Below are 20,670 nucleotides of genomic sequence, written 5' to 3'. Positions count from 1 at the left end.
CGATGCACGCAGTGATCCTTGCCGGCGGCAAAGGCGTCCGGCTGCGGCCGTACACGACGGCGTTGCCCAAGCCGCTGATGCCGATCGGTGACAACCATTCGATCCTGCAGATCGTGCTGGATCAGCTCGCGTCGTTCGGCTTCACGTCCGTGACGCTGGCCATCAACCATCTCGGCCCGCTGATCAGGGCGTTCGTCGGGGACGGGGCGCGCTGGGGGCTGCGCATCGACTACGTCGAGGAGAACGTGCCGCTGTCCACCATCGGGCCGCTGTTCGGCATCAAGCACACGCTGCCCGAGCACTTCCTGGTGATGAACGGCGACATCCTGACCGACCTCGACTACGCCGCGCTGCTCACCGAGCACATGCTCGGCGGCAGCTCGCTGACGGTGGCCACCGCCGCGCAGACCCACAAGATCGACTTCGGGGTGCTGGACGTGGAGGAGGGCCGCATCGTCGGCTTCCGGGAGAAGCCGGTGCTCAGCTATCCGGTGAGCATGGGCGTCTACGGCATGTCCCGCAAGGCGCTCACGCCGTACCCTCCGGGTCTGCCGTTCGGCTTCGACCAGCTGGTGCTCGACCTGCTCGACTGCGGTGACCACCCGGCCACCTACCCCTTCGACGGCTTCTGGCTCGACATCGGCCGGCCCGAGGACTACGACGAGGCCAACCGCACCTGCGACACCCTGCTGCCGATCCTGCTCCCGCGCTCCAAGGAACCCGTATGAGTCAGCGGGTCGTCCTGTTCGGTGCCTCCGGGTTCATCGGCGGGCACGTGCGCGCCGCGCTGGAGGCCGATCCGGAGGTCAGCGCGGTCATCTGCCCCGGCCGCCGGGACCACGACCTGATCGACGGCGACCACCGCGGCCTGGTCCAGGTCATCCTCGACGCCGCGCCCACCGCGATCGTCAGCTGCGTCGGCCGCCTCGGCGGCACCGACTCCGAGCTCATCCGGGGCAACACCCTGGTCGCGACCAAACTGCTGGAAGCGGTCGCCGCGGCCCGGCCCGGTGTGCGGCTGGTCCGGCTCGGCTCCGCCGGGGAGTACGGCGTGGTCGCGCACGGGCACGCCGTCACCGAGGACGAGGCGGTGCAGCCGGTGGCCGCGTACGGCGTCAGCCACCTCGCCGGGACCCGGTTGTTCCAGCTCGCCGGGGAGAACGGCCTGGTCGACGCAGTGTCGCTGCGCGTGTTCAACCCGATCGGCCCCGGCATGTCGGCGGAGAACATGCTCGGTCGCGCCGCCGACCGGATCCGCGCGGCGCTGGCCACCGGGGCGAGCGGGATCACCATGGGGCCGCTGTCGGCGTACCGGGACTTCGTCGACGTCCGCGACCTCGCCGCGATGGTCCTGGCCGTGCTGCGGCCGCCGCAGCTGCGGCACCGGGTCTTCAACGTGGGCAGCGGCCGGGCCGTCCGCTCGCGGGCCGCCGTGCAGTTGCTGGCCGAGACGGCCGGCTATGGCGGCGAGATCCGTGAGCAGGGAGCCGGGCCGCAGCGGTCGGCGGCGGTGGACTGGATCCAGGCGGACGTGCGCCGGGCCCGCGAGGAGCTGGGCTGGGCGCCGGGCCGCGACCTGGCCACCTCGATCAAGGACATCTGGGCGGCCGGTGAGGCCGGATGACGCGCCGGCGGCGCGGGATCGTGCTCGCGGCCGTGATCGTGGTGGCGGCGCTGGTGGTCAGCGGCATCCTGGTGACCCGTACCGGGACAGACCGTGCACCGACCGCCGCCGGCTCCCCGACGCCCGCCGGCTCCGCGCCGCCACTTTCCTCACCGCCGGTCTCCGCCCCCGCGGCCTCCCTGGCACCCCTGCCACTGCCGTCGAAGTCCGGGCCGGGGCGGATCTCCAGCTGGGCCTACCAGCTCCAGGGGTACGCCGGGGGACGGCTCGACCACATCGCCGCCGGGCCCTACCAGCTCGCCGTGGTCGACCTGGCCCGCGACGCGCACGCCGACTACTTCCGGGCCGACGAGATCCGCACGGTCAAGCGGGCCGGCAAGCGGGTCCTCGCCTACTTCGAGATCGGCAGCATCGAGGACTTCCGGCCGGAGTATCCGGCGCTGCGCCGCGACGCCGCCGACCTGATCGCCAACGAGTGGACGGACTGGCCGGGCGAGCACTTCGTCCGCTACTGGGACGAACGCTGGTGGGACCGGGTCGTCCGGGGCCGGGTCGACCAGGCCCTGCGGGCCAGCTTCGACGGGGTCTACCTCGACACCCCGCTGGCCTACGAGCAGATCGACCCCGGCTACGCCCAGGGCCGCGACCGGGCGGCGCTGGGCCGGGAGATGGCCGCGCTCATCGCGCGGATCAGCTCGTACGCCAAAGCCCGGCAGCCGGGTTTCCTGATCGTCCCGCAGAACTCGCCCGAGCTGCGCCGCCACCCCGGCTACACGGCGGCGATCGACGGCATCGCGATGGAGGAGCTGTTCTTCCTCGCCACCGACGAGCCGTGCACGCAGGACTGGTGCGCGGAGAACCTCGCCGACACCCGGGCGCTGCGCGACGCGGGCAAGTTCGTGCTCAGCGTCGACTACGCCACCCGGCCCGCCGACATCCGCTCGGCGTGCGGCCGGTACCGCACCGAACGTTTCGCCGGCACGGTCACCGTGCTCGAACTCGACCGGCTCACCCCACCCTGCTCCTGAACCTGCATCGGAAGGAATGGCACATGCCGCCCACAACCATCGGCGTCGTCGGCCTCGGCTACGTCGGGCTGACCCTCACCGCCGCCCTGGCGGACAAGGGCTTCGTCGTGCACGGCTCGGACGTGTCGCCCGGCGTGCTGGAGACGCTGTCGCACGGCCGGTCGCACATCTTCGAGCCGGGCGTCGAGGAGGTGTTCGCCGAGCACATCAACACCCGCATCCACGTCGGCACCGAACTGCCGCCGGACACCGTCGAGGTGGCCGTGATCAGCGTGTCGACGCCGGTCGACGACATCACCCGCCGGCCCAACCTGGCCAACCTGGCCGCCGCCGCCCGCAGCGTCGCCGCCCGCTGCCGCCCCGGCACGCTGGTCGTGGTCCGCAGCACCGTGCCGGTCGGCACCAGCCGCCGGGTCGTCCTGCCCGAGCTGCGCGCGGCCTGGGGCGACGACGTCAAGCTGGTGATGGCCCCGGAACGGACCATCCAGGGCCAGGCGCTGCGCGAGCTCGTCGAGCTGCCCCAGGTCATCGGCGGGCTCGACGAGGCCAGCCTGCGGGCCGGCGTCGAGTTCTTCAGCGGCCTGGCCCGGACCATCGTGGAGGTCTCCGACCTGGAGACCGCCGAGCTGGTCAAGCTGTCCAACAACTGCCACACCGACCTGATCTACTCGTTCGGCAACGAGATCGCGCTGATCGCCGAGCGGCACGGGCTGGACCCGCTGGAGGTCATCCGGGCGGCGAACGCGGACTACCCGCGCCCGGACCTGTCCAAGCCCGGGTACGTCGGCGGCGGGTGCCTCTCCAAGGACCCGTACATCATGATCGACAGTGCCGGCGGCCGGGAGCCGTTCCTGGTCGGACGGGCCCGCGAGCTCAACGAGTTCATGCCGGTGCACGTGGCCGAGACCGTGGTGCGGATGCTGCAGGAGACCCGCGGCGAGACCCGGGGGACGCGGCTGGCGGTGCTCGGCTGGGCGTACAAGGGCTGGCCGCCCACCGACGACATGCGCGGCACCCCGATCGCCGCGATGATGCCGGCCTTCTCCGCCGCCGGGATCACCGTCACCGGCCACGACCCGATGGTCAGCGACGACGTCATCCGCCAGTACGGCGGCGAGCCGGTCAGCCTGGACAAGGCGTTCGCCGATGCGGACGCGGTGCTGGTCATCAACGACCACCCGGACTACCGGGCGATCCGGATCCCGGACATCCTGGGCGAGGCCCGGCCGGCGTTCATCTACGACTCGTGGCGGGTCCTGGACGCCGACGCGGTGACCGCGGCCGGCATCCGGTACGCCGGCCTGGGTTACCTGCCCCGCTTCAACTCGGCGGTGACCGCGTGAGGGCTCTGTTGCTCGGGGGTGCGGGTTTCATCGGCCTGCATCTCGCGCGCCGGCTCGTCGCCGAGGGCCACGAGGTCACCATCGTGGACGACTTCTCCCGCGGCCGCGAGGACCGGGACCTGAACGAGTTGCGCGCTGCTCCCGCCGTACACGTGATCTCCGGTGATCTGACCGATCCGGTCACCTTCGCCGGGCTGCCGCACGGCTGGGACCAGATCTACCTGCTCGCGGCCGTCGTCGGCGTCCGCAACGTGGAGGCCGACCCGGCCCGCGTGGTCCGGGTCAACACGCTGTCGGCCATGCACCTGCTCGACTGGGTGGTGCCGGGGGAGCGGGTCTTCTTCGCCTCCACCAGCGAGGTCTACGCCGGTGGCGTCGACGCCGGCGTCGTCGCGGTGCCGACCCCGGAGGACATCCCGGTGATGATCTCCGACATCACGGCACCCCGCTTCGCGTACGCGGTCAGCAAGCTGCTCGGCGAGGCGGCGTTCCTGCACACCGCCCGGGCCAAGGGCTTCGACGCGGTGGTCGGTCGCTTCCACAACGTGTACGGCCCGCGGATGGGCGCCGACCACGTGATCCCGGAGATGTCGCTGCGGGCGTTGCGCGGCGACGACCCGTTCAAGGTGCCGGGCGCCGACCAGTTCCGCGCCTTCTGCCACGTCGACGACGCGGTCGAGGCGATGCTGCGGCTGATGGCGGCACCGGCGGCGGCCGGGCAGATCGTGCACATCGGCAACGACCGCGACGAGACCAACATCGGCGACCTGGCCAAACTGGTGCTGCGGCTGGCCGGGGTGAGCCCGGCGATCGAGCCACTGGCCGCGCCGGCGGGCTCGGTGCCGCGCCGCTGCCCCGACCTGACCCGGCTGCGCGAGCTGACCGGCTACGAACCGGCGGTGCCGCTGGAGGAAGGCGTCCGGAGCACGTACACCTGGTACCGCGAAAACGGATGGCCGTCATGACGGAGAGACCACCGATCTGCTTCTACTACGGCGACAAGCACCTCGACGAGCTGGCCACGTACCCGCGGGTGGTGCTCCAGCCGGAGTTCTACACCCCGCAGGAGCTGGCCCAGCTGGCCGACAAGGGCGTACAGACCCTGGGCTATCTGTCCCTGTCGGAGGACCAGGGCCCGCCGGCACCGTGGCAACGCCAGGAACGCAACCCCGATTGGGGCGGCGCGTTCGTCGAGGTGGGCCACCCGCTGTGGGTGGAACACGTGGTCGGTCAGGCCAAGGACGCGATGGCCGCCGGCTTCGCGGGCCTGTTCATGGACACCTTGAACGTGGAGCTGACTTACCCGGAGGACGTCCCGCACCTGCTGACGCTGGTGGCGGCGATCCGTACCGAGGCCAAGCCGGGCTACCTGCTGGCCAACCGAGGGTTCGGCATGCTGCCCAGACTCGGGGAGCTGGTCGACGGGGTGGTCTTCGAGTCGTTCTCGGCCCGCTGGACGGACGAGGGCTACGCGCCGTGGCCGGCGGACGTGCTGGAGTTCCACGCCCAGATTGCCGAGCAGCTGCTCCAGCTGGAAGTGGACCTGTACGCGCTGGACTACGCGGACTCACCGGGTCTGACGGACTTCGCGGTGCGCCGGGCCCGGCAGTTCGGCATGCAGTGCGTGGTGAGCGACCGGGCGCTGTCCCGGGTCTGAAAGCAGTGGGGCCCGGCTTGCCGGCCGGGCCCCGCTCACCCTGCGTCTCATATGATCCCGCGGTGACCTCAGCTCTCGGGAAGCTCTCCGCGCAGCAGCAGGCGCTGGTGGATCGGTGGCTTCCCGGCGCGGTCGTCGAGAAGGATCACAGCTGGGGCCTGGTGGAGACCACGGTCCTCGAGATGACCTGCGCCGGGTCCCGGTTCATCGTCAAAGCCGGCGGTGACGACGACCATCACATCGCGCGGGAGCTCCACGCTCACCTCAATTGGCTACGGCCCTGGACCAGCCGGGGCCGCGCACCGACCATGGTCCAGGCCAGTGCGGACGCGAAGATACTCGTCACTCGCTACCTCCCCGGTGAGCTGGTGCTCGGCAGCAAGCACGCCGCCGACCCCGGCACCTACCGGCAGGCCGGTGAGCTGCTGGCCCTGCTGCACTCCCAGACCGCCGTCACGGACGACGACTACGAGAGGCGCGCGAGCGAGAAGGCGCTGGCCTGGCTCAACGGACCACACCGCATCCAGGCGAGCATCGTGGCGCGGCTGCGAGCTGAGATCGCTGCCTGGCCGACGCCGCCGGCGACCCTGGTACCCACCCATGGCGACTGGCAGCCCCGGAACTGGCTCGTTCACGACGACGTCGTGGGCGTCATCGACTTCGGCCGGGCGGCGCTGCGGCCCGCACTCACCGACTTGGCTCGGCTGGCCGTTCAGGACTTCCACCGCGATCCTGGCCTCGAGGCCGCCTTTCTGGACGGGTACGGCACTGACCCGCGCGAGGCGGGCGCGTGGCGCCGTAACCAGGTCCGCGAGGCGATCGGGACCGCCGCGTGGGCCTGCAAAGTGGGTGATGAGGCGTTCGAAGCCCAAGGCCACCGGATGATCGCCGACCTTCTGGCCTAGAAATGTCAGAGGGTGACGGCATCATCGGGGTATGGCTGAACCCGCCACCCCGTTGCCGCATCCACGCCTGGAGTTGTCGCTGGTGGAGGCTCGCACGCGTTTTGTGCAGCTCGCCCGGCTCGCCGGCCTGACCAACCAGACCACTGTAGTGACCGAGGATGGCCGCCCGCTGGCGGCGATCGTGCCGATGGGCGCGACCCGTCCTGCCGCTTTTCCTGCCGCCGACCGTCCTGCCGCCGACCTTTCTTCAGCCGACCGGCAGAACCCGGCGGCGGCCGGCTGGATCAGGCGGATCGACAAGCTGCGTGCGGAGTTCCGGCGGCAGCACGTGGGGCTGGAGCAGGCGCTGGAGGATGCGTGGCAGGAGCTCGACCGGCTGAGCCCGCCGGGCACCGACAAGCGGGTCGACGGCCTGCGCACGGCCCACGCCGACCTCCGCCGCCGTCCGGATCCGACCGGGTGACTCAAGAGGTGCACCGAGTTCGCCAACCGCCTGATGTTCTGAGGCCGGCTCAGCGGACGAAGAGCAGGAACAATCCCGCCCACGTGTAGCCGATCATCAGCAGCACCACCGGTAGTTCGTCGGCCAGCGTCGCCAGCGGCGGGCGTTCCGGGGCCGCCGTCAGCGCCATGTCGTGGGCCACCACCACACCCAGCACGTGGCCGATCAGGATCAACGTGATCTGCGCTGCGGCGATCACGCCCGGCGTCGGAGCCACGTTCCACTCGACGCCCCCGGCCAGACCCCACTGCTGCACCATCAGCAGCACTCCTCGGGGCGCCTCGACCAGCAGCAACGACAAATAGTGGGCCAGCGTGTAGCCGACCGCGATCGGGATCAGGGACGCGGTCACGTCCAGCCGTCCGGACAACACGCGGACGCTCACCAGCACGATCGCGCACAGCAGGATCAGGCCGGCACTCCCGTACAGGATCGGGTTGCCCGCTCTTTGCAGGAAGGCCGCCCAGGCCGGCGAGCCCGACGCGCTGTCGAAGATCGTCGAGCCCCACCACACCGCCAGGAACGCGGCCAGGCCCGGCCCCGGCGCGGTGTGGGCCACGCCGGCGAGTGGGTTGCGGTGGCGCAGCGGGCTCAGCCGGCCGGCCAGCTCCGAGTAGACCTCGAAGCAGTCGCCCCGCGCGAACCACTCCTCCCCGCGCACCGCCGCGCAGGCCAGCTGCACCAGCCCGTACCCCAGCAGCCAGCCACCCACCACGACCGGCTCGCCCCGATGTGGCGCCACGAGTTCGAGCCAGACGAACGCCAGCAGGGCGATCGCCGCCGGCCATCGGCTCGCCGGCCCTGGGGCGATCGGCCGCAGTCCGGCGGCCGGCAGCCGCAGCAACCGGAACAGGGTGCGCAGCGGGTTGACCTGCCGCCAGACCGGCCCGAACACGACGCTGACCGGCACCAGCCCCACCCACAGCCACACGAACAGCGCATGCCCGGCCGGGTTCTCCGGCCCGCGCGGCCCGAGAAGCGCGTTGCCGACCAGGTACAGGGTCACCGCGAGGACGAGCCACCGGAGCGGACTCTCCCGGACCGGTCGCTCGGGTCCTTCGGCGAGGCGCAGGCGGGGGCGTTTCCACCAGACCGCCACGACCAGGAACGAGACCACCACCGTGGCCGCGCCCGTCTGCAGGACCAGGTCGAGCGGCAGGGGCAGGTCCTGCGACTGGCCGACCCCGTGGGCGAGGACCGTCACCGCACCTCGAGTTGCACCAGCAGCGTTTCGGGATGCGCCTCGACGTCGAACAGGCCGCTGCGGTCCGCCACGAAACTCACGCAACCGGCGCTTCCGGGCTTGGCCTCGGTTTCCAGGTCGTACCCGTGGACGTGCACCTCCGCGTCCGCGTCGGCCTCCACCCGCAGCAGCACGGCGCTGCCCAGCGGCACCTTGACCCGGTGCGGCGCCGGCTCCGCCCGGCCATCCCGGACCGCCGCGGTCACCACAACACTGTTGGGCGCGGCCGAGGCACAACCAGTGGTCGCCGGCTGCGCGGCGGGGCTGCTGCTGCAGCCAGCGAGCAGCGCGACAACAAGCAGGCGTTTCACGCGCGCTCCCCGGCGAGAGACCGCTGCGCGAGGGTACGCAGCACCGAAGCGCCCGCCACCGCCACACCCACCCCGGCGCCCAGCGTCACCACCACCAGCAGCCGCTCGACGACCGCCGGACCCGCGAACGGCAGCACCGCCCGGTGCAGCGAGGTCACGTCGGGCAGTACGAACACCGCGGTCAGCGCCGCTCCGGCACAGATCGCGAGCACCCCGGCGGGCCGGCCCCGCAGCACCGCTACCGTTCCGCCTACGATCAGCGGCCAGTTCAGCAGGTTGATCCCGCACGCGCTGAGAAAGGTGCCCAGCAGCGGCGCCGACTCGACAGCCATGGTCGAACCGGCGACATGAACCACGGACGCGGCCATGGCGGCAAGACCGGCCGCGGCCAGCGCCAGGTCGGGGCGGCGCAGGCGACGCGACACCAGGGGTACGGCCACAGCAGTCACCAGCACAGCCGCCCACCACGGCGCGGGTGTCGGAGGTTGTTCACCGACGAGTTCCCCGGTGACTGTCACGGGCGTACCGCCGGCGTCCAGGACCAGCGACCAGGCTTGCGTGCTTCCCGCGCGGACCGTGCGCCCGTCCGGGCTGCTCCTGGTGTCGATCCAGGTCAGCTCCCGTCCGGGCGCGACCACCGCCGGGGTCGCCGGACCGCCACCACCGGGCACGGTGACCGGGAACGCCGTGCCGTTGCGCAGCCGCAGCCGGGCGCCGTCCTCGATCGCGGTGATCACCAGGCCGGGAAGGGCGGGTGTCACGGCGACCACCCGGCTGCGGGCGTCGGTGGCGGTCAGACCGCCGGCGTGGGCTGCGGCCGGCGACGCTGTGGTCAGCAGGAGTCCACTCGAAACCAGGAGCAGAAAACCGAAGTAGCGCAGGAGCCTCACGACGCCGGCACACCGGTCCGGGACTCGTCGTCGGCCGAGGCGCCGGCCGTGGCAGTGGTCTGTGCGCCTGCGGCTTTCCCGCCAGGCGCCGCGATGCCGGCGTCGGCGGAAGACCCGGCGGGCGATTCGGTTGGCGTCGACCCGGCGGGCGACTCAGCCGGCCCCGAGCCGGCGCGCGATTCAGCCGACGCTGCGACGGGTGACTCGGTTGATGCTTGGGCCGGCGAGCCGGTCAGGTATGCGCCCTGCGCAGGAGCGGGTTGCACCCGGCGGGCGATCAGCGCCGTCAGCCCGCCCATGATCGCGACCAGCGTGAGCAGCCCGCTGACCATGTGCACATTCCACCCGACCCCGACCGTCTGGGCCGCCGCCACCAGCACCGTTCCCCACACGATCAGCGGCGCCACCAGGCCGGCCGCGAACCAGCGGGCGTCCGCCGACCACCGCACCACCCGCCCGGCCAGCCGCAGCACCAGCTCGGCCCCGGCCGCCGCGCCGGAGACCGTCAGCGCCAGCCACCAGCCAGCCTCCGACGAGAACATCAGGTGCATCAGCACCGCCGGCACCGCCACCAGCACAGTCGGCACGCCGATCGGCAGCCGCCAGCGTCGGCCCATGATCAGGATCGGCAGGAACAGCAGCACCGTGCTGAACAGGTACCCGTGCATCACCTGGGCGTCGAACGAGAAGATCCGGACCGTGCCGTCGCCGGGCTCGCCGTAGTACATGGTGCCCAGCGCGGATGCGTGCAGCGAGTAGATGTGCAGCGGCAGCACAGACAGCAGCGCCGACATGGTGGCCAGGGTGCCGTCCGCCACCGACAGACCGCGGCCCGGCTTGCCGGCGAGCATCAGGGCCGGGCCGGCGGCGACCAGGGCCATGCCCAGGATGATCAACTCGTGGCTCGGGCTGACGAAGATCTCCAGGCCCCGCTCGATGCCGAAGACGTTGTGCCACAGCGTGTCCACCCCGCCGCCGACCAGCAGCAACGCCATGCCGGCGATCGGGATCCGCAGGGCGTTGGGCAGGGCCAAGATCGTGCCGTACGTCGGGATCACCGGCAGCCGCGGCCGCATGAGCCACACCAGCGTCAACCCGGAGACGGCGATGCCGGAGTAGAGCACCCCGTGCCACGGCGTCCAGAACGTCTCCAGCTCGGGCGTCGTCGCATGCGCGTACGCGTCGAGCTGCAGCCCGCTGACCAGCCAAGCGCTCGCGACCAGCAGCACCCACCGCTCGCGCGCACTGAAAGACCCGGGTGGCACGGACTTCATCACTCGATCACTCCATTGTCCGACGAACGGGCCGTGACCCGGTGGTGCTCGGTGAGCTCCATGTCGATGAAGGCCTGGATCATCGCCCGGTAGATCCGCTCGACGACATCCGGATCAGCACCGGCGGCGGTGGCCTGCGCCCGGGCCCGGCCGACAACCTGCTCGACACGCCCGGGAGCCTGCACGGCGGGCGCATCCCGCTTGAGGGGCGCGGCCTGCCGCACCAGGCTCTCGCGACGGGCCAGCAGCCGAACGAGCTCGGCGTCCACGGCATCGATCGCCGCCCTGATCTCGTCCAGCGACGTCGCATCGACCATGTCGGACATCCTCCCACGCCCACCAACCCGACAGGGGGCACCGGGGTCGGCCGAGCCGCGGGGTGGGCGAGGCCGCGGGATGGGCGAGGCCGAGAGGTGGGCAGGGTCGAGAGACGGGTAGGGCCCCGAGATGGAAGGGCTGCGAGGCAGACAGGGCCGCAGGGTCGGCAGTGCCCCAGGTGAGCGGAGCCGCGGGGTGGGCAAGGCCGCAGAGTAGGAGGGCCGAGGTGTCAGCGGGGCCGAAAGGTGGGCAGGGCGAGAGACGAGCTGGCCCGCGAGGTGGAAGGGCCGAGAGGCAGGCAGGACCGGGGGACCGGCAGAGCCCTGGAGGGCAGGGCCGCCCGGACCGGCCGGCCTGAGGTCGCTGGCGGGCCGTTCGTACCATGCCGCGGATGGACCACGACCAGGCTAGATCGTCGCCGCTGGCCGGTCTGTGGGCCTTCGTCGTCGGCGGCCTGCTCCTGACCGCGCTCCTCATCTACCTCGACCCGGTCAGCACGCAGCAGGACTGCCCGAACTACGGCGGCAGCGGCAACGCCAGCGCCTACCCGAGCCCCATCTGGGACCTCCTCTTCCCCCTCCTGACCCTGCTCTGGGTGGGCTGCGTCATCGCCGAGCAGTGTCTGGCCGAGACCTGGCAGGGCCACTCCCGGCTCGAAGGTGCCGTCCGGGCCTCCGTGGCCGTCCTGGTGTCGATGTACGCGGCGTTCTTCATGGTCTTGTCGTTCGCGGTTGTCTGTCGATGAGGCGCACGCGCTCCACCAGCCCCCGCCGGACGCTCACCGCGCGCTGCAGCTCCATCGGCGGCACCCGGATCTCGTACCCCTCCCATCGCACGACCTCCAGCCGCCCGGCCGCCACCGGCCCGAAGTCGGTGATCTCCGGCTGGTCGGCACCCGGCCCGACCCCTCCGACCCACTCCACCCGCGCCCCGAGCATCGCCCGCCCGAACCACCGGCAGAACCAGTCGACCCGGGCGACCGGCTCGATCAGCCCGTCCAGCAGCAGGTCACCGACCCGCCGGGCGTCCGCGTCGGCCACGACCAGGTCCAGGTCGACCGGCGAGATCGGCAGGCCTCGGACAGCGAGGGCCGCGCTCCCGGTCAGCCACCAGTCCACCCCGGCGCCGTCGAGCCGGTGGCAGACCTCGCTGAGGGCCTCCTGCCACGGCACCGGCTCCAGCCCGGCGATCTGGCGCAGAGCCGGCTCGATCAGCCGCTGAAAGTTTGCCCAGGCCTCGTCCAGGTGGGCCACCTCGGCGGGGAAGCTCCTGCTCCAGTGACCGTCAGCCTCGGTGAAGGCCGCCTTGCGGACGGCCGGCACCAGCTCGTCGGGGACGTCGAGGAGCCGGAACTCGGTGTCGTGTCGTCGGTAGCGCACGAGAAACATCCGACCATGGTGGTACGACAAGAATGCTTGACCCGGCCCCAGGGGCGGACGGTTCGGTGGGGTGATCGCAACCACGGGAGGAGACGGTGATGGTCACCGAATGGGTGGAGCCGGGCGTCATGACGGCTGCCGGCAAGTACGCGGGCCTGCTCGACGGGCTTCCGGCCGACGCGGCCGGGATCGCCCGGGTCGTGCAGGGCCTGCTGATCCACGAGTTCTGGGCCGACGCGTACGGCGTGACGCTGGCCGAGCCGGACCGTGACCGGGTCAACCTGCGACGGGTCGAGCAGGTCCTCGACGCGGTCAGCGCGCGTGACGACCGGCCGCTGGACGTGCCGCGCGCGCCCGAGCGGCGGATCGCCACGAACTGCCGGGGGTTCTCGGTCATGGCTGTCGCCCTGTTCCGGGCGCGGGGCGTGCCGGCCCGGGCGCGGTGCGGCTTCGGCGCCTATTTCAAGCCCGGCTGGTTCGAGGACCACTGGGTGGCCGAGTATCTCGACGGCGGCCGGTGGAAGCTGCTCGACGCGCAGATCGACGAGGTGCAGCGCAAGCACCTTGGGCTGGGTTTCGACCTGACCGATGTGCCGCGGGACCAGTTTGTGATCGCCGGGGACGCCTGGACGCGGACCCGGGCCGGTCAGGCCGATCCGGACCGGTTCGGGCTGACCGTGATCAACGAGGCCGGGGCCTGGTGGATCGCGGCCAACCTGATGCGGGACGCCGCGGCTCTGGACAACGTGGAGTTGCTGCCCTGGGACCTGTGGGGCGCGATGCCGGAGCCTGAGGACACGGTTGACGTGGCGCTGTTCGACGAGTTGGCCGCCGCAACCGCCGGGCCGTCCATGGCGGACGTCCGGCGGCTGCTGGCCGACGAGCGGTTGCGGGTGCCGGCCGAGGTGTTCAACGTCCAGCACGGGCGCAAGGAGGCCCTGGTCTAGCGGTAGCCGGGCGCCTCGGTCTCATGGACGGCGAGCTCCTCGGCGCTGGCCCCGCCGCCCGCCGCGCCCGCGTCGTACGCCACGTTGTCCGGCTCGGCGTCGTAGCCGTAGCCCTCGTCCGGCTCCACCAGCCGGCCCACCGGCTCGGGCGAGGTGCCGTCGAGCTGACCGTGGTCGTACAGCGAGACCGGAGAGTTCGGGTCGGAGGTCGGGCTCTCGCCGTACACGTCGGCGTCCAGCCGGGCCTGGGCCGCGCCCTGCTCGTCGATCGCCTCGTCGGCCAGCGGGCCGGGGGACTCCAGCGGCTCCTCCGGCTGGATGTCCGGCTGCTCCTGGGCGAGGCGGTTGTCCAGCGACTCACCGGCGCGCTGTTCCTCCGCGGTGGTGCCGTACCGGTCGACCGCCATCGGGTGGTCGGCGGGCAGCGCCGCAGGGTCCGGGCCGTCGGCCCACCGGCCGGTCTCGACGTCGTCGTAGGCGGTCGAGTCGTCGTCCGCGGTGCCGGGCAGGCCCTCGGCCTCGGGGTCGGACGCCGGGGTGGGGTAGTCGTTGTCTCGCATGCGGGGGTGCGTACCCGTTCGGCGGCCGGCCATGCATCCGGGTCAGGAGTCCGGGAGGTCGAGCGGCGCGCGCGTCGGTGCCGCGACCGGCTCGGCGTCGGCGTGCGGCGGCGCCGGGCTCAGCCATTGCGCGATCAGGATGGTGGCGTCGTCCTGCAGATGGCCGTGCTGGTGATCGAGGATGGCGTGGACCAGCCGGCGGGTGGTCTCCGGCAGCGGCACGTCCTCGGCGGCGGCCCGGCACGCGAAGCTCACCAGCCGGTCGAGACCGAACTCCCCGCCGTCGGGGGAGCGGGCCTCGGTGATGCCGTCGGTGTGCAACAGCACCAGGTCGCCGGGGATCAGCTGCTCCTCGATGACCAGCGGCGGGCGCTGATCCCCGAGGACGACCGGCAGGGCGGTGGGGGTGGGCAGGACCCTGACCACCTGGCCGTCGCGCAGCACCATCCCGCTCGGGTGGCCCGCGGAGATCACCCGCAGCCGGCCGGTGCGCTGGTCCAGCTCCGCGAGCACGGCGGTGATCAGGCCGGACCGGTCGTGGTCGCGGATCGCGGCGTCGATGTGGTGGTACGTGGCGATGAGGTCAAGATCGAGGCGACGGGCATTGCGGTACGCCGCCAGCGCCAGCGACACCAGCATGACCGACCGCATCCCGCCGGCCGAGCCGTGCCCGGTGGCGTCGAAGAGGGCCAGGTGCGCGGTGTCGCCGTTGACCGCGTAGTCGAAGGCGTCCCCGCCGACGTCGTAGCAGGGCTCCAGCATTCCGCTGATCAGCACGTGCCCGGTGGAGAACGACAGCGGCGGCAGCTGGCCGCGCAACAGCTCCGCGGCCAGCTGCATGGGCTTACGACGGCGCACCTTCTCCAGCATGTCGCTGTACTGCGCACGGGTGATCAGCAGCTCGGCGAACAGCGAGGCCAGGGTCATGCAGTCGTCGACGGCCCGGTCGTCCAGCGGCGTGCCGGCGGCGACCTCCAGCACGCCCAGCCGCTCGACACCGTCGAGGATCGGCACCCACAGCCCCGCGCCCTCGTCCTCAGCTGCGGGGCAGGGCACCGACCTCGTGTACGCCTGCCCGGCCCGGGTGCCGTCGATCATCAGCGGCTTCCGGGCCGGGGTCGAGCCGCCCGGCAGCGGCCGCAGCTCGCGCTGCTGGTGATCGACGACGTAGATCACCACCGCGGTGGCGCCGACCTGGGGCGCGACGCGCATCGCCATCTCCGGCAGGTCCTGCGGGCGGGCGTGATGGGCCTCCTGCAGCAGCTGCCGCAGTGACCCCAACCCGCTCATACCGACCCCCTTCGCCGTTCGCTCAGGTGATCGTTCCCAGGAGACGCCGTGCTGAATCCCGGTGATCAGTTCAGCGGCTTACCGCCGGTCACCGCCAGCACCTCACCGGTGATGTAGCTGGACTCCTGCGAGGCGAAGAACACGTACGCCGGGGCCAGCTCGGCCGGCTGCCCGGCGCGGCCCAGCGGGGTGTCCTCGCCGAACGACTCGACCTTCTCCGCCGGCATGGTCGCCGGGATCAGCGGGGTCCAGATCGGCCCCGGCGCCACGGCGTTGACCCGGATGCCCTGATCCGCCAGGCCCGCGGCGAGCGCGCGGGTGAACGCCACGATGCCGGCCTTGGTGGTGGCGTAGTCCAGCAGCTCGGGGGTGGACTGGTACGCCTGGATCGACGCCGTGTTGATGATCGTGGAGCCGGGCCGCAGGTGCGGGACGGCCGCCTTGCTCAGCCAGAACATCGCGTACAGGTTCGTCTTCATCACCCGGTCGAACTGCTCCGTGGTGATGTCAGTGATCCCGCCGGGCTGGGCCATCTGGTACGCCGCGTTGTTGACCAGGATGTCCAGCCCGCCGAGCTCACCGACCGCCCGCTCGACGAGCGCGGTGCAGTGCTGCTCGTCGCGGATGTCGCCCGCCACGGTGACCGCCTTGCGGCCCGCCTTCTCGACGAGCTGGGCGGTCTGGCGGGCGTCCTCCTCCTCGTCCGGCAGGTACGCGATGAGCACGTCGGCGCCTTCGCGAGCGAACGCGATGGCGACCGCGCGCCCGATCCCGGAGTCGCCCCCGGTGATGATCGCGCGCTTGCCGGTGAGCCGTCCGCTGCCCCGGTAGCTGTCCTCGCCGTGATCGGGCTCGTCGTCCATCTGCCGGGTGACGCCGGGGTGCGGGATCTGCTCGCTGTCCTGCTGCTCCGGACCCTTGAACTGCTTCTGCGGGTCCTGCTGGCCGTACTGGTCCTCGGGCACGGTGCCATCCTTTCGACGAAGCGGATGACCGCGGTTTCCCCCGGATGCAGCGACTATGCGCGGGTCCCGGAACTACCGACCGACTGCCGGACCACCCGGCGCGCCCAGCGCATCCGCTCGGCCGCCAGGTCGGGGTGCTCGCCGAACTCGTACGCCATCCGGGCCGAACATCCGCGCGGCCCGTCCTGCCGCAGCAGATCCGTGACCGTCCGGTCGACGATCGCGGTGTCCTTGACGTCCGCTGCCTGCAGATCCGAGGCGAACAGCGCCTCGGCGCGGGTGACGTCGTCAGCGGACTCCTGCATCTCCTTCACCTCCTTTCCCATTTCTGTGGTTCAACTGTGCCCCGGCATCGGCCAATCCCCACGCAGCGGTGAGGGCTGACACAGCACCGCAGGCGTAGCAGGGGCCGCACCGGGTAGGTCGCAGGGATCACCGTCCGGGAGGTACCGAGATGTCCAAGCCCCTGTCCGAGCAGGTCGTCGTGATCGTCGGCGCGTCCAGCGGCATCGGCCGGGCGAGCGCGCTGGCCTTCGCGGCCCGCGGCGCCAAGGTCGTCTGCGCCGCCCGCGGCGTGCAGGCCCTGGACACTGTGGTCGGCGAGATCCGGCAGGCGGGTGGCAGCGCGGTCGCGGTGCCGGTCGACGTCGCGGATCCGGCGGCGGTCCGGGCGCTGGCCGAGCTGGCCGAGCGGCAGTACGGCCGGATCGACGCCTGGGTCAACGTGGCCGCGGTCGGGGTGTGGGGCCGGATCGAGGACATCACCGACGCCGAGTTCGACCGGGTGCTGCGGGTGAACTTCCTGGGTCACGTGCACGGGATGCACGCTGCGCTGCCGGCGTTGCGACGGGCCGGCGGCGGCACGATCATCGGCGTCTCGTCGGCCGAAGGCGTGCGGGCCGTGCCGTTGCAGGCCCCGTACGTGGCCAGCAAGTTCGCCCTCCGCGCGCTCTACGACTGCCTGCGCTCGGAACTGGCGCAGGACGGTGAGCCGATCGCGGTGACCACGATCCTGCCGGCGTCGGTGGACACGCCGTTCTTCGAGCACGCCCGCAGCAAGCTGGGCGTCATGGTCAAGCCGCCACCGCCGGTGTACGCGCCCGAGGTCGTGGCCGACAGCATCGTCTACGCGGCGCGGCATCCCCGGCGCGAGATCCCGGTCGGTGCCGCCGCGGCAGCGCTGATGCTGGGCCAGCGGTTGTCGCCCGCGCTGACCGACGCCGTGCTGGCGATCCGCCGTTTCGGGGTCTCCTCGCAGCGCACCGACCGCCCGGACAACGGGGTCGACAACCTCGACGAAGCACTCGACGGTCCCGGGCAGATACACGGCAGCCACCCGGGGCTCGTGCTGCGGCACAGTCCGTTCACCCGGCTGCTCGGCCGGCGACCGAGGCCGGGCGACCTCGCGACGGCCCTGGTGCGCCTGCTGCACCGCTCGCCGCCACGGGAGCCGGAGCGGGCACCGGTCTGACCTGGTCATAACCGCGGGTGCGCCTCCTCGATGGTCGGTGCGTTCAGGTAGAGCAGCAGGGCCTGCTGGTCGCCCGGATCGAGGTCGGCGAAGCGCGCGTACGCGAGCCGCCGGGAACGCGTGGTCTCGGCGGCGAGCAGCGCCGTGATGGCCGCCCACGAGAGCGTCACCAGGTGGAACAGCCGGCTCTCCTGCAACGGCGGCAGCAGGCTCAGCTCGCCGAGCGCGGTCACGGCGGCGTCCTCGCTGCGGGCCCGCAGCGCCAGCTCGAAGACCGCCCGGGCCCGGTACGGGGTGCAACCCCAGGCCAGCGCCTTGAGCTGGGTCACGGACATGCCGTGCACCCACAGTTCCGCGGCGCGCGGCGAGGCCGGTGGGCTGCTCAGCGCCCGGCCGTGCAGGTAGCGACGCATCTTGAGCGCGCCGGCGCGGGTCGCGAACGACCGGGCCGGCGGCCTGACGGAGTAATTCATGGACGTTGCCTCACTGCGGTCGGTAGGGGATGGAGTGACGGCGCCCCACGCGGGGGGGCGGACGCTTGGGACGCCGTCACCTGTTGCCGGCTCGCCGTGCTCAGGCGAGCTTCGTCGCGATCCAGTCGGCGACCTGGCCGGTCGTCGCGAAGACCGCGCCGTCATGGTTGGCCCCGCTGACCGGGACGAAGTCCACGGTCGCCGTGTGGTACGCCCGGAGCTGCTCGACCAGCACGTCGGCGGTGAGGAAGTAGGGGACCGCCTCGTCGTCGGTGCCCTGCACGAGCAGCACCGGTGCGGTGGGGGCGGACTGCGCCGGGTTGACGTAGGAGGAGAGCTTGGCGAGCACCGGGTCGGGCAGGGCGCCGCCGATCAGCAACTGCTCCGGCGTCAGCTCGTCGTAGGCGTCGAGGATCGGGTAGAGGCAGTCGGTCTGCAGGACGCTCGCGCGCTGCTGGGCCGGCGGGGCGAGCACCGAGTTCGGGTTGAAGGAGGGGTCCACCGCGTTGAGGCCGTACAGGGCCATGACCAGGTAGCCCTGGCCCGGTGTGCCGGGGACCAGCGGGGCGAAGATGTCGGCGTTGGAGACCGGGGCGATGGCCGCCACGCCCTTGAGGACCAGCGGACCGTCGTAGCTCGGGGCGAGCTGGCCGGCGAAGAGCGCGCCCTGGCCGCCCTGGGAGTGCCCGTCGACCGCGTACGCCGTGGTCAGCTTGTTGTCCAGGTTCCGGGCGGCCTTGACGCTGTCGATCATGGAGCGGGCCTCGCTCAGGCCGATCAGGTACTGGTGGGCCGAGGGCGTGCCCAGTCCGGGATAGTCGGGGGCGGCCACGGTCCAGCCCTTGGCGAGCAGGGCGGCGATCGCTGCCCGTGCCTCGGGCCAGAAGACCGCCTGATTGGCCGAGGGTGCGCATTTGTCGGCCAGCCCGGTGGTGCCGTGTCCCCACACCACTGTCTTGTTCTTCTTGTTGGCCTTCGGGGTGATGATCAGCCCGGTGGCGGTGATCGTGCTCCCGGTGACGGACGTGGAGACGTACGCGATGCGTTTTGCGGTCGCCAGCCCGGAAAGTTCGGCCGGCAGTGTCGCGGTGACGTTGAGCAGGACCGTGCCGGGCGCCACTGCTGCCTTGGCCGGTGAGCCCGCGAAGAACAGGATGGCGGTGCTCAGCAGTGCCACCTGAAAAGCGGCGACCCAGGCATGGAAACGGGCAGAGTTCATCTACGGATCCCTTTCGAGGACGGTGAATCCGGGCATGCGGGGGCCCGGACCGTATTGCGGAAATGGTGGAAAGGAGCGGAGAAACGGGTCAGGCGAAGTGGTCAGCCACCCGGCGCAGAGCGGTGATGGTCTCGCGGTCGCGGCGCTCGTCGTCCTGGGTGGGCCAGGCGCTGCACTTGACGATCACGACGTCGGCGGTGGGGTCGACGAAGAGGTACTGGCCGTGCACGCCCAGGCCGGTGAAGGCGTTGAAGGAGCTCTCGCCCAGCGTCCACCACTGGTTGGCGTACCCGTAGTGGTCGTAGCCGCTCGGGCCGAGCGCGCCCACCGCCAGCTGGGGCAGGTCGCTGCCGCGGCTGCGGCGCACCCAGTCGCGGGGCACGACCTGCCGGCCGGCCACGACGCCGTCGTTGGCCATGAGCAGGCCGAGCCGGGCGACGTCGCGGGCGGTGGCGTTGAACGAGCCGCCGCCGATGGCGGTGCGCGGGCGGGCCCGGGTGAGCCAGTAGTAGGCGTCACGGTCGGCGCCGAGGTGGCTCCACAGCCGCTCGGAGGCGTAGGCGGCGAGGCTGCGGCCGGTGGCGGCCTCCAGCACCCAGCCCAGGATCTGAGCGTCGAAGGTGGAGTAGTTGAACGTCTCGCCCGGGGCGGTGCGGCGCGGTGCGGCCCGGATCACCTCGGCGACGTCGCCGCCGCCCATGACGGCCTGCTCGAAGCGCTTGATGCCGCTGTCCGGCACGTCCCACACCTCGGCGTCGCCGACCCCGCTGGTCATGTCGAGCAGGTCGGCCAGGGTGGACTCCTCGTAGGCGGTGCCGCGGAAGTCGGGCCGGTAGTCGGTGATCCGGTCCTTGATGCTGCCGATGGCCCCGTCGGCCAGCGCGATACCGATCAGCATCGAGGTCACCGACTTGGAGATGGAGAACAGCTGCATCCGGCTGCGGGGACCGGCGAAGGCGCCCGGGTACGTCTCGTGCACGATCTCGCCGCGGTGCAGCACGACGAACGCCGTGGTGTAGGTGCGCCGGTGCAGCTCGGTCAGAGTGTGGTCGCGGTCGTCGAAGCGGTAGGTCAGGTCGAGCGGGCATGGGCTCAGCGGCAGCGGCAGGTGCGGGCCGCCGCGCGGCACGTACTCGGTCGGCATGAGCCAGTTCATGTGGGTGAACGTCCACTCGTTGAACGGCCGGCGCATGATCAGGTCGCCCTGCCGGTCCCACCACGACGGTTCGTGCGCGGCTCGCACGATGCTCGGCTCGACGGTGCTGGTCATG

At 71.9% G+C, this 20,670-nt stretch carries 24 protein-coding genes; 11 read left to right on the top strand and 13 right to left on the bottom strand.

The annotated features are described in order from the left end of the window. The first annotated feature begins 2 nt into the window (after nucleotides 1-2). The 8 genes from ACQP2Y_RS32195 (at nucleotide 3) to ACQP2Y_RS32160 (ending at nucleotide 7,020) form a co-directional block, all read left to right on the top strand. Nucleotides 3-728, top strand: coding sequence for a sugar phosphate nucleotidyltransferase (locus ACQP2Y_RS32195; RefSeq protein WP_433719241.1), 726 nt, complete (start codon nucleotides 3-5; stop codon nucleotides 726-728). After that, on the top strand, nucleotides 725-1,624 hold the full coding sequence (locus tag ACQP2Y_RS32190) for an NAD-dependent epimerase/dehydratase family protein (protein WP_433719239.1): 900 nt from the start codon (nucleotides 725-727) through the stop codon (nucleotides 1,622-1,624). Before ACQP2Y_RS32195 ends, ACQP2Y_RS32190 begins: the two co-directional genes overlap by 4 nt. Then, complete coding sequence (locus ACQP2Y_RS32185; RefSeq protein ID WP_433719237.1) at nucleotides 1,621-2,652, top strand: endo alpha-1,4 polygalactosaminidase; 1,032 nt, start codon at nucleotides 1,621-1,623, stop codon at nucleotides 2,650-2,652. The genes ACQP2Y_RS32190 and ACQP2Y_RS32185 overlap by 4 nt, the downstream gene beginning before the upstream one ends. A gap of 23 nt (nucleotides 2,653-2,675) precedes the next feature. Beyond that, entirely contained in the window at nucleotides 2,676-3,995 is a 1,320-nt protein-coding gene (locus ACQP2Y_RS32180) for a nucleotide sugar dehydrogenase (protein ID WP_433719236.1), read from the top strand. Next, a complete protein-coding gene (locus tag ACQP2Y_RS32175) occupies nucleotides 3,992-4,960 on the top strand; it encodes an NAD-dependent epimerase/dehydratase family protein (RefSeq protein ID WP_433719233.1) in 969 nt (322 codons plus the stop codon). The genes ACQP2Y_RS32180 and ACQP2Y_RS32175 overlap by 4 nt, the downstream gene beginning before the upstream one ends. Then, complete coding sequence (locus ACQP2Y_RS32170; RefSeq protein WP_433719231.1) at nucleotides 4,957-5,652, top strand: hypothetical protein; 696 nt, start codon at nucleotides 4,957-4,959, stop codon at nucleotides 5,650-5,652. Before ACQP2Y_RS32175 ends, ACQP2Y_RS32170 begins: the two co-directional genes overlap by 4 nt. 62 nt (nucleotides 5,653-5,714) lie before the next feature. Beyond that, nucleotides 5,715-6,557 (top strand): phosphotransferase, encoded by an 843-nt coding sequence (locus ACQP2Y_RS32165; RefSeq protein ID WP_433719229.1) that lies wholly within the window; start codon nucleotides 5,715-5,717, stop codon nucleotides 6,555-6,557. Nucleotides 6,558-6,588: 31 nt separating this feature from the next. Next, entirely contained in the window at nucleotides 6,589-7,020 is a 432-nt protein-coding gene (locus tag ACQP2Y_RS32160; RefSeq protein WP_433719227.1) for a hypothetical protein, read from the top strand. A 49-nt stretch (nucleotides 7,021-7,069) separates the two neighbouring features. Here the strand turns inward: ACQP2Y_RS32160 and ACQP2Y_RS32155 are convergent, their stop codons facing one another. Genes ACQP2Y_RS32155 through ACQP2Y_RS32135 form a run of 5 tightly spaced genes read right to left on the bottom strand, consistent with a single transcriptional unit; the run spans nucleotide 7,070 to nucleotide 11,094 of the window. After that, nucleotides 7,070-8,263, bottom strand: coding sequence for a hypothetical protein (locus tag ACQP2Y_RS32155; protein WP_433719224.1), 1,194 nt, complete (start codon nucleotides 8,261-8,263; stop codon nucleotides 7,070-7,072). After that, nucleotides 8,260-8,613, bottom strand: coding sequence for a hypothetical protein (locus ACQP2Y_RS32150; protein ID WP_433719221.1), 354 nt, complete (start codon nucleotides 8,611-8,613; stop codon nucleotides 8,260-8,262). Before ACQP2Y_RS32150 ends, ACQP2Y_RS32155 begins: the two co-directional genes overlap by 4 nt. Beyond that, complete coding sequence (locus tag ACQP2Y_RS32145) at nucleotides 8,610-9,503, bottom strand: hypothetical protein (protein WP_433719219.1); 894 nt, start codon at nucleotides 9,501-9,503, stop codon at nucleotides 8,610-8,612. The genes ACQP2Y_RS32150 and ACQP2Y_RS32145 overlap by 4 nt, the downstream gene beginning before the upstream one ends. After that, nucleotides 9,500-10,777 (bottom strand): hypothetical protein, encoded by a 1,278-nt coding sequence (locus tag ACQP2Y_RS32140; RefSeq protein WP_433719216.1) that lies wholly within the window; start codon nucleotides 10,775-10,777, stop codon nucleotides 9,500-9,502. The genes ACQP2Y_RS32145 and ACQP2Y_RS32140 overlap by 4 nt, the downstream gene beginning before the upstream one ends. After that, the gene (locus tag ACQP2Y_RS32135) at nucleotides 10,777-11,094 is read right to left on the bottom strand and encodes a chorismate mutase (RefSeq protein WP_433719214.1); all 318 of its coding nucleotides are present in this window, start codon (nucleotides 11,092-11,094) and stop codon (nucleotides 10,777-10,779) included. Before ACQP2Y_RS32135 ends, ACQP2Y_RS32140 begins: the two co-directional genes overlap by 1 nt. A 392-nt stretch (nucleotides 11,095-11,486) precedes the next feature. On the opposite strand from ACQP2Y_RS32135, the gene ACQP2Y_RS32130 reads away from it, so the two are divergent. Then, nucleotides 11,487-11,840, top strand: a complete 354-nt coding sequence (locus ACQP2Y_RS32130; protein ID WP_433719211.1) for a hypothetical protein — start codon at nucleotides 11,487-11,489, stop codon at nucleotides 11,838-11,840. Here the strand turns inward: ACQP2Y_RS32130 and ACQP2Y_RS32125 are convergent. Further along, nucleotides 11,806-12,474: a hypothetical protein gene (locus ACQP2Y_RS32125; protein WP_433719209.1), complete on the bottom strand. Its 669-nt coding sequence runs from the start codon at nucleotides 12,472-12,474 to the stop codon at nucleotides 11,806-11,808. The genes ACQP2Y_RS32130 and ACQP2Y_RS32125 overlap by 35 nt on opposite strands. Nucleotides 12,475-12,572: 98 nt before the next feature. Here ACQP2Y_RS32125 and ACQP2Y_RS32120 point away from each other — a divergent pair, with 98 nt between their 5' ends. Then, on the top strand, nucleotides 12,573-13,421 hold the full coding sequence (locus ACQP2Y_RS32120; RefSeq protein ID WP_433719207.1) for a transglutaminase-like domain-containing protein: 849 nt from the start codon (nucleotides 12,573-12,575) through the stop codon (nucleotides 13,419-13,421). On the opposite strand, the gene ACQP2Y_RS32115 is transcribed toward ACQP2Y_RS32120, so the two are convergent. The 4 genes from ACQP2Y_RS32115 to ACQP2Y_RS32100 all read right to left on the bottom strand — a co-directional run bounded on the left by ACQP2Y_RS32115 (nucleotide 13,418) and on the right by ACQP2Y_RS32100 (nucleotide 16,541). Further along, nucleotides 13,418-13,981 carry a DUF5709 domain-containing protein gene (locus ACQP2Y_RS32115; protein WP_433719206.1) on the bottom strand — a complete coding sequence of 188 codons (564 nt, stop codon included), beginning with the start codon at nucleotides 13,979-13,981 and terminating at the stop codon, nucleotides 13,418-13,420. The two genes, ACQP2Y_RS32120 and ACQP2Y_RS32115, sit on opposite strands and share 4 nt — an antisense overlap. Before the next feature lie 42 nt (nucleotides 13,982-14,023). After that, complete coding sequence (locus tag ACQP2Y_RS32110) at nucleotides 14,024-15,271, bottom strand: PP2C family protein-serine/threonine phosphatase (RefSeq protein ID WP_433719204.1); 1,248 nt, start codon at nucleotides 15,269-15,271, stop codon at nucleotides 14,024-14,026. Nucleotides 15,272-15,336: 65 nt separating this feature from the next. Continuing rightward, nucleotides 15,337-16,236: an SDR family oxidoreductase gene (locus ACQP2Y_RS32105; RefSeq protein ID WP_433719201.1), complete on the bottom strand. Its 900-nt coding sequence runs from the start codon at nucleotides 16,234-16,236 to the stop codon at nucleotides 15,337-15,339. Between the two features lie 53 nt (nucleotides 16,237-16,289). Next, on the bottom strand, nucleotides 16,290-16,541 hold the full coding sequence (locus ACQP2Y_RS32100) for a hypothetical protein (RefSeq protein ID WP_433719200.1): 252 nt from the start codon (nucleotides 16,539-16,541) through the stop codon (nucleotides 16,290-16,292). Between the two features lie 149 nt (nucleotides 16,542-16,690). Between ACQP2Y_RS32100 and ACQP2Y_RS32095 the strand changes: the two genes are divergently transcribed. Then, complete coding sequence (locus tag ACQP2Y_RS32095) at nucleotides 16,691-17,707, top strand: SDR family oxidoreductase (protein WP_433719197.1); 1,017 nt, start codon at nucleotides 16,691-16,693, stop codon at nucleotides 17,705-17,707. A gap of 5 nt (nucleotides 17,708-17,712) precedes the next feature. On the opposite strand, the gene ACQP2Y_RS32090 is transcribed toward ACQP2Y_RS32095, so the two are convergent. From ACQP2Y_RS32090 to ACQP2Y_RS32080, 3 genes are all read right to left on the bottom strand, one after another. After that, the gene (locus ACQP2Y_RS32090) at nucleotides 17,713-18,180 is read right to left on the bottom strand and encodes a hypothetical protein (protein WP_433719194.1); all 468 of its coding nucleotides are present in this window, start codon (nucleotides 18,178-18,180) and stop codon (nucleotides 17,713-17,715) included. 100 nt (nucleotides 18,181-18,280) lie between these two features. Continuing rightward, on the bottom strand, nucleotides 18,281-19,399 hold the full coding sequence (locus tag ACQP2Y_RS32085) for an alpha/beta fold hydrolase (RefSeq protein WP_433719192.1): 1,119 nt from the start codon (nucleotides 19,397-19,399) through the stop codon (nucleotides 18,281-18,283). An 88-nt stretch (nucleotides 19,400-19,487) separates the two neighbouring features. Then, complete coding sequence (locus ACQP2Y_RS32080; protein WP_433719189.1) at nucleotides 19,488-20,669, bottom strand: serine hydrolase domain-containing protein; 1,182 nt, start codon at nucleotides 20,667-20,669, stop codon at nucleotides 19,488-19,490. Between the last annotated feature and the right edge of the window lies 1 nt (nucleotide 20,670).

This window comes from Actinoplanes sp. CA-051413 (assembly GCF_050955795.1).
Lineage (GTDB): Bacteria > Actinomycetota > Actinomycetes > Mycobacteriales > Micromonosporaceae > Actinoplanes.
The sequence above is the reverse complement of the archived record's forward strand: the minus strand, read 5'-3'. Positions and strand labels throughout refer to the sequence as shown.

Excerpts from the sequence above, each read along its gene's own strand:
- ACQP2Y_RS32095 (WP_433719197.1), top strand. The coding sequence starts at position 16,691 with ATGTCCAAGCCCCTGTCCGAGCAGGTCGTCGTGATCGTCGGCGCGTCC.
- ACQP2Y_RS32120 (WP_433719207.1), top strand. The coding sequence starts at position 12,573 with ATGGTCACCGAATGGGTGGAGCCGGGCGTCATGACGGCTGCCGGCAAG.
- ACQP2Y_RS32130 (WP_433719211.1), top strand. The coding sequence starts at position 11,487 with ATGGACCACGACCAGGCTAGATCGTCGCCGCTGGCCGGTCTGTGGGCC.
- ACQP2Y_RS32080 (WP_433719189.1), bottom strand. The coding sequence starts at position 20,669 with ATGACCAGCACCGTCGAGCCGAGCATCGTGCGAGCCGCGCACGAACCG.
- ACQP2Y_RS32180 (WP_433719236.1), top strand. The coding sequence starts at position 2,676 with ATGCCGCCCACAACCATCGGCGTCGTCGGCCTCGGCTACGTCGGGCTG.
- ACQP2Y_RS32170 (WP_433719231.1), top strand. The coding sequence starts at position 4,957 with ATGACGGAGAGACCACCGATCTGCTTCTACTACGGCGACAAGCACCTC.
- ACQP2Y_RS32185 (WP_433719237.1), top strand. The coding sequence starts at position 1,621 with ATGACGCGCCGGCGGCGCGGGATCGTGCTCGCGGCCGTGATCGTGGTG.
- ACQP2Y_RS32140 (WP_433719216.1), bottom strand. The coding sequence starts at position 10,777 with ATGAAGTCCGTGCCACCCGGGTCTTTCAGTGCGCGCGAGCGGTGGGTG.
- ACQP2Y_RS32195 (WP_433719241.1), top strand. The coding sequence starts at position 3 with ATGCACGCAGTGATCCTTGCCGGCGGCAAAGGCGTCCGGCTGCGGCCG.
- ACQP2Y_RS32160 (WP_433719227.1), top strand. The coding sequence starts at position 6,589 with ATGGCTGAACCCGCCACCCCGTTGCCGCATCCACGCCTGGAGTTGTCG.
- ACQP2Y_RS32115 (WP_433719206.1), bottom strand. The coding sequence starts at position 13,981 with ATGCGAGACAACGACTACCCCACCCCGGCGTCCGACCCCGAGGCCGAG.
- ACQP2Y_RS32100 (WP_433719200.1), bottom strand. The coding sequence starts at position 16,541 with ATGCAGGAGTCCGCTGACGACGTCACCCGCGCCGAGGCGCTGTTCGCC.
- ACQP2Y_RS32190 (WP_433719239.1), top strand. The coding sequence starts at position 725 with ATGAGTCAGCGGGTCGTCCTGTTCGGTGCCTCCGGGTTCATCGGCGGG.
- ACQP2Y_RS32085 (WP_433719192.1), bottom strand. The coding sequence starts at position 19,399 with ATGAACTCTGCCCGTTTCCATGCCTGGGTCGCCGCTTTTCAGGTGGCA.
- ACQP2Y_RS32110 (WP_433719204.1), bottom strand. The coding sequence starts at position 15,271 with ATGAGCGGGTTGGGGTCACTGCGGCAGCTGCTGCAGGAGGCCCATCAC.
- ACQP2Y_RS32090 (WP_433719194.1), bottom strand. The coding sequence starts at position 18,180 with ATGAATTACTCCGTCAGGCCGCCGGCCCGGTCGTTCGCGACCCGCGCC.
- ACQP2Y_RS32135 (WP_433719214.1), bottom strand. The coding sequence starts at position 11,094 with ATGGTCGATGCGACGTCGCTGGACGAGATCAGGGCGGCGATCGATGCC.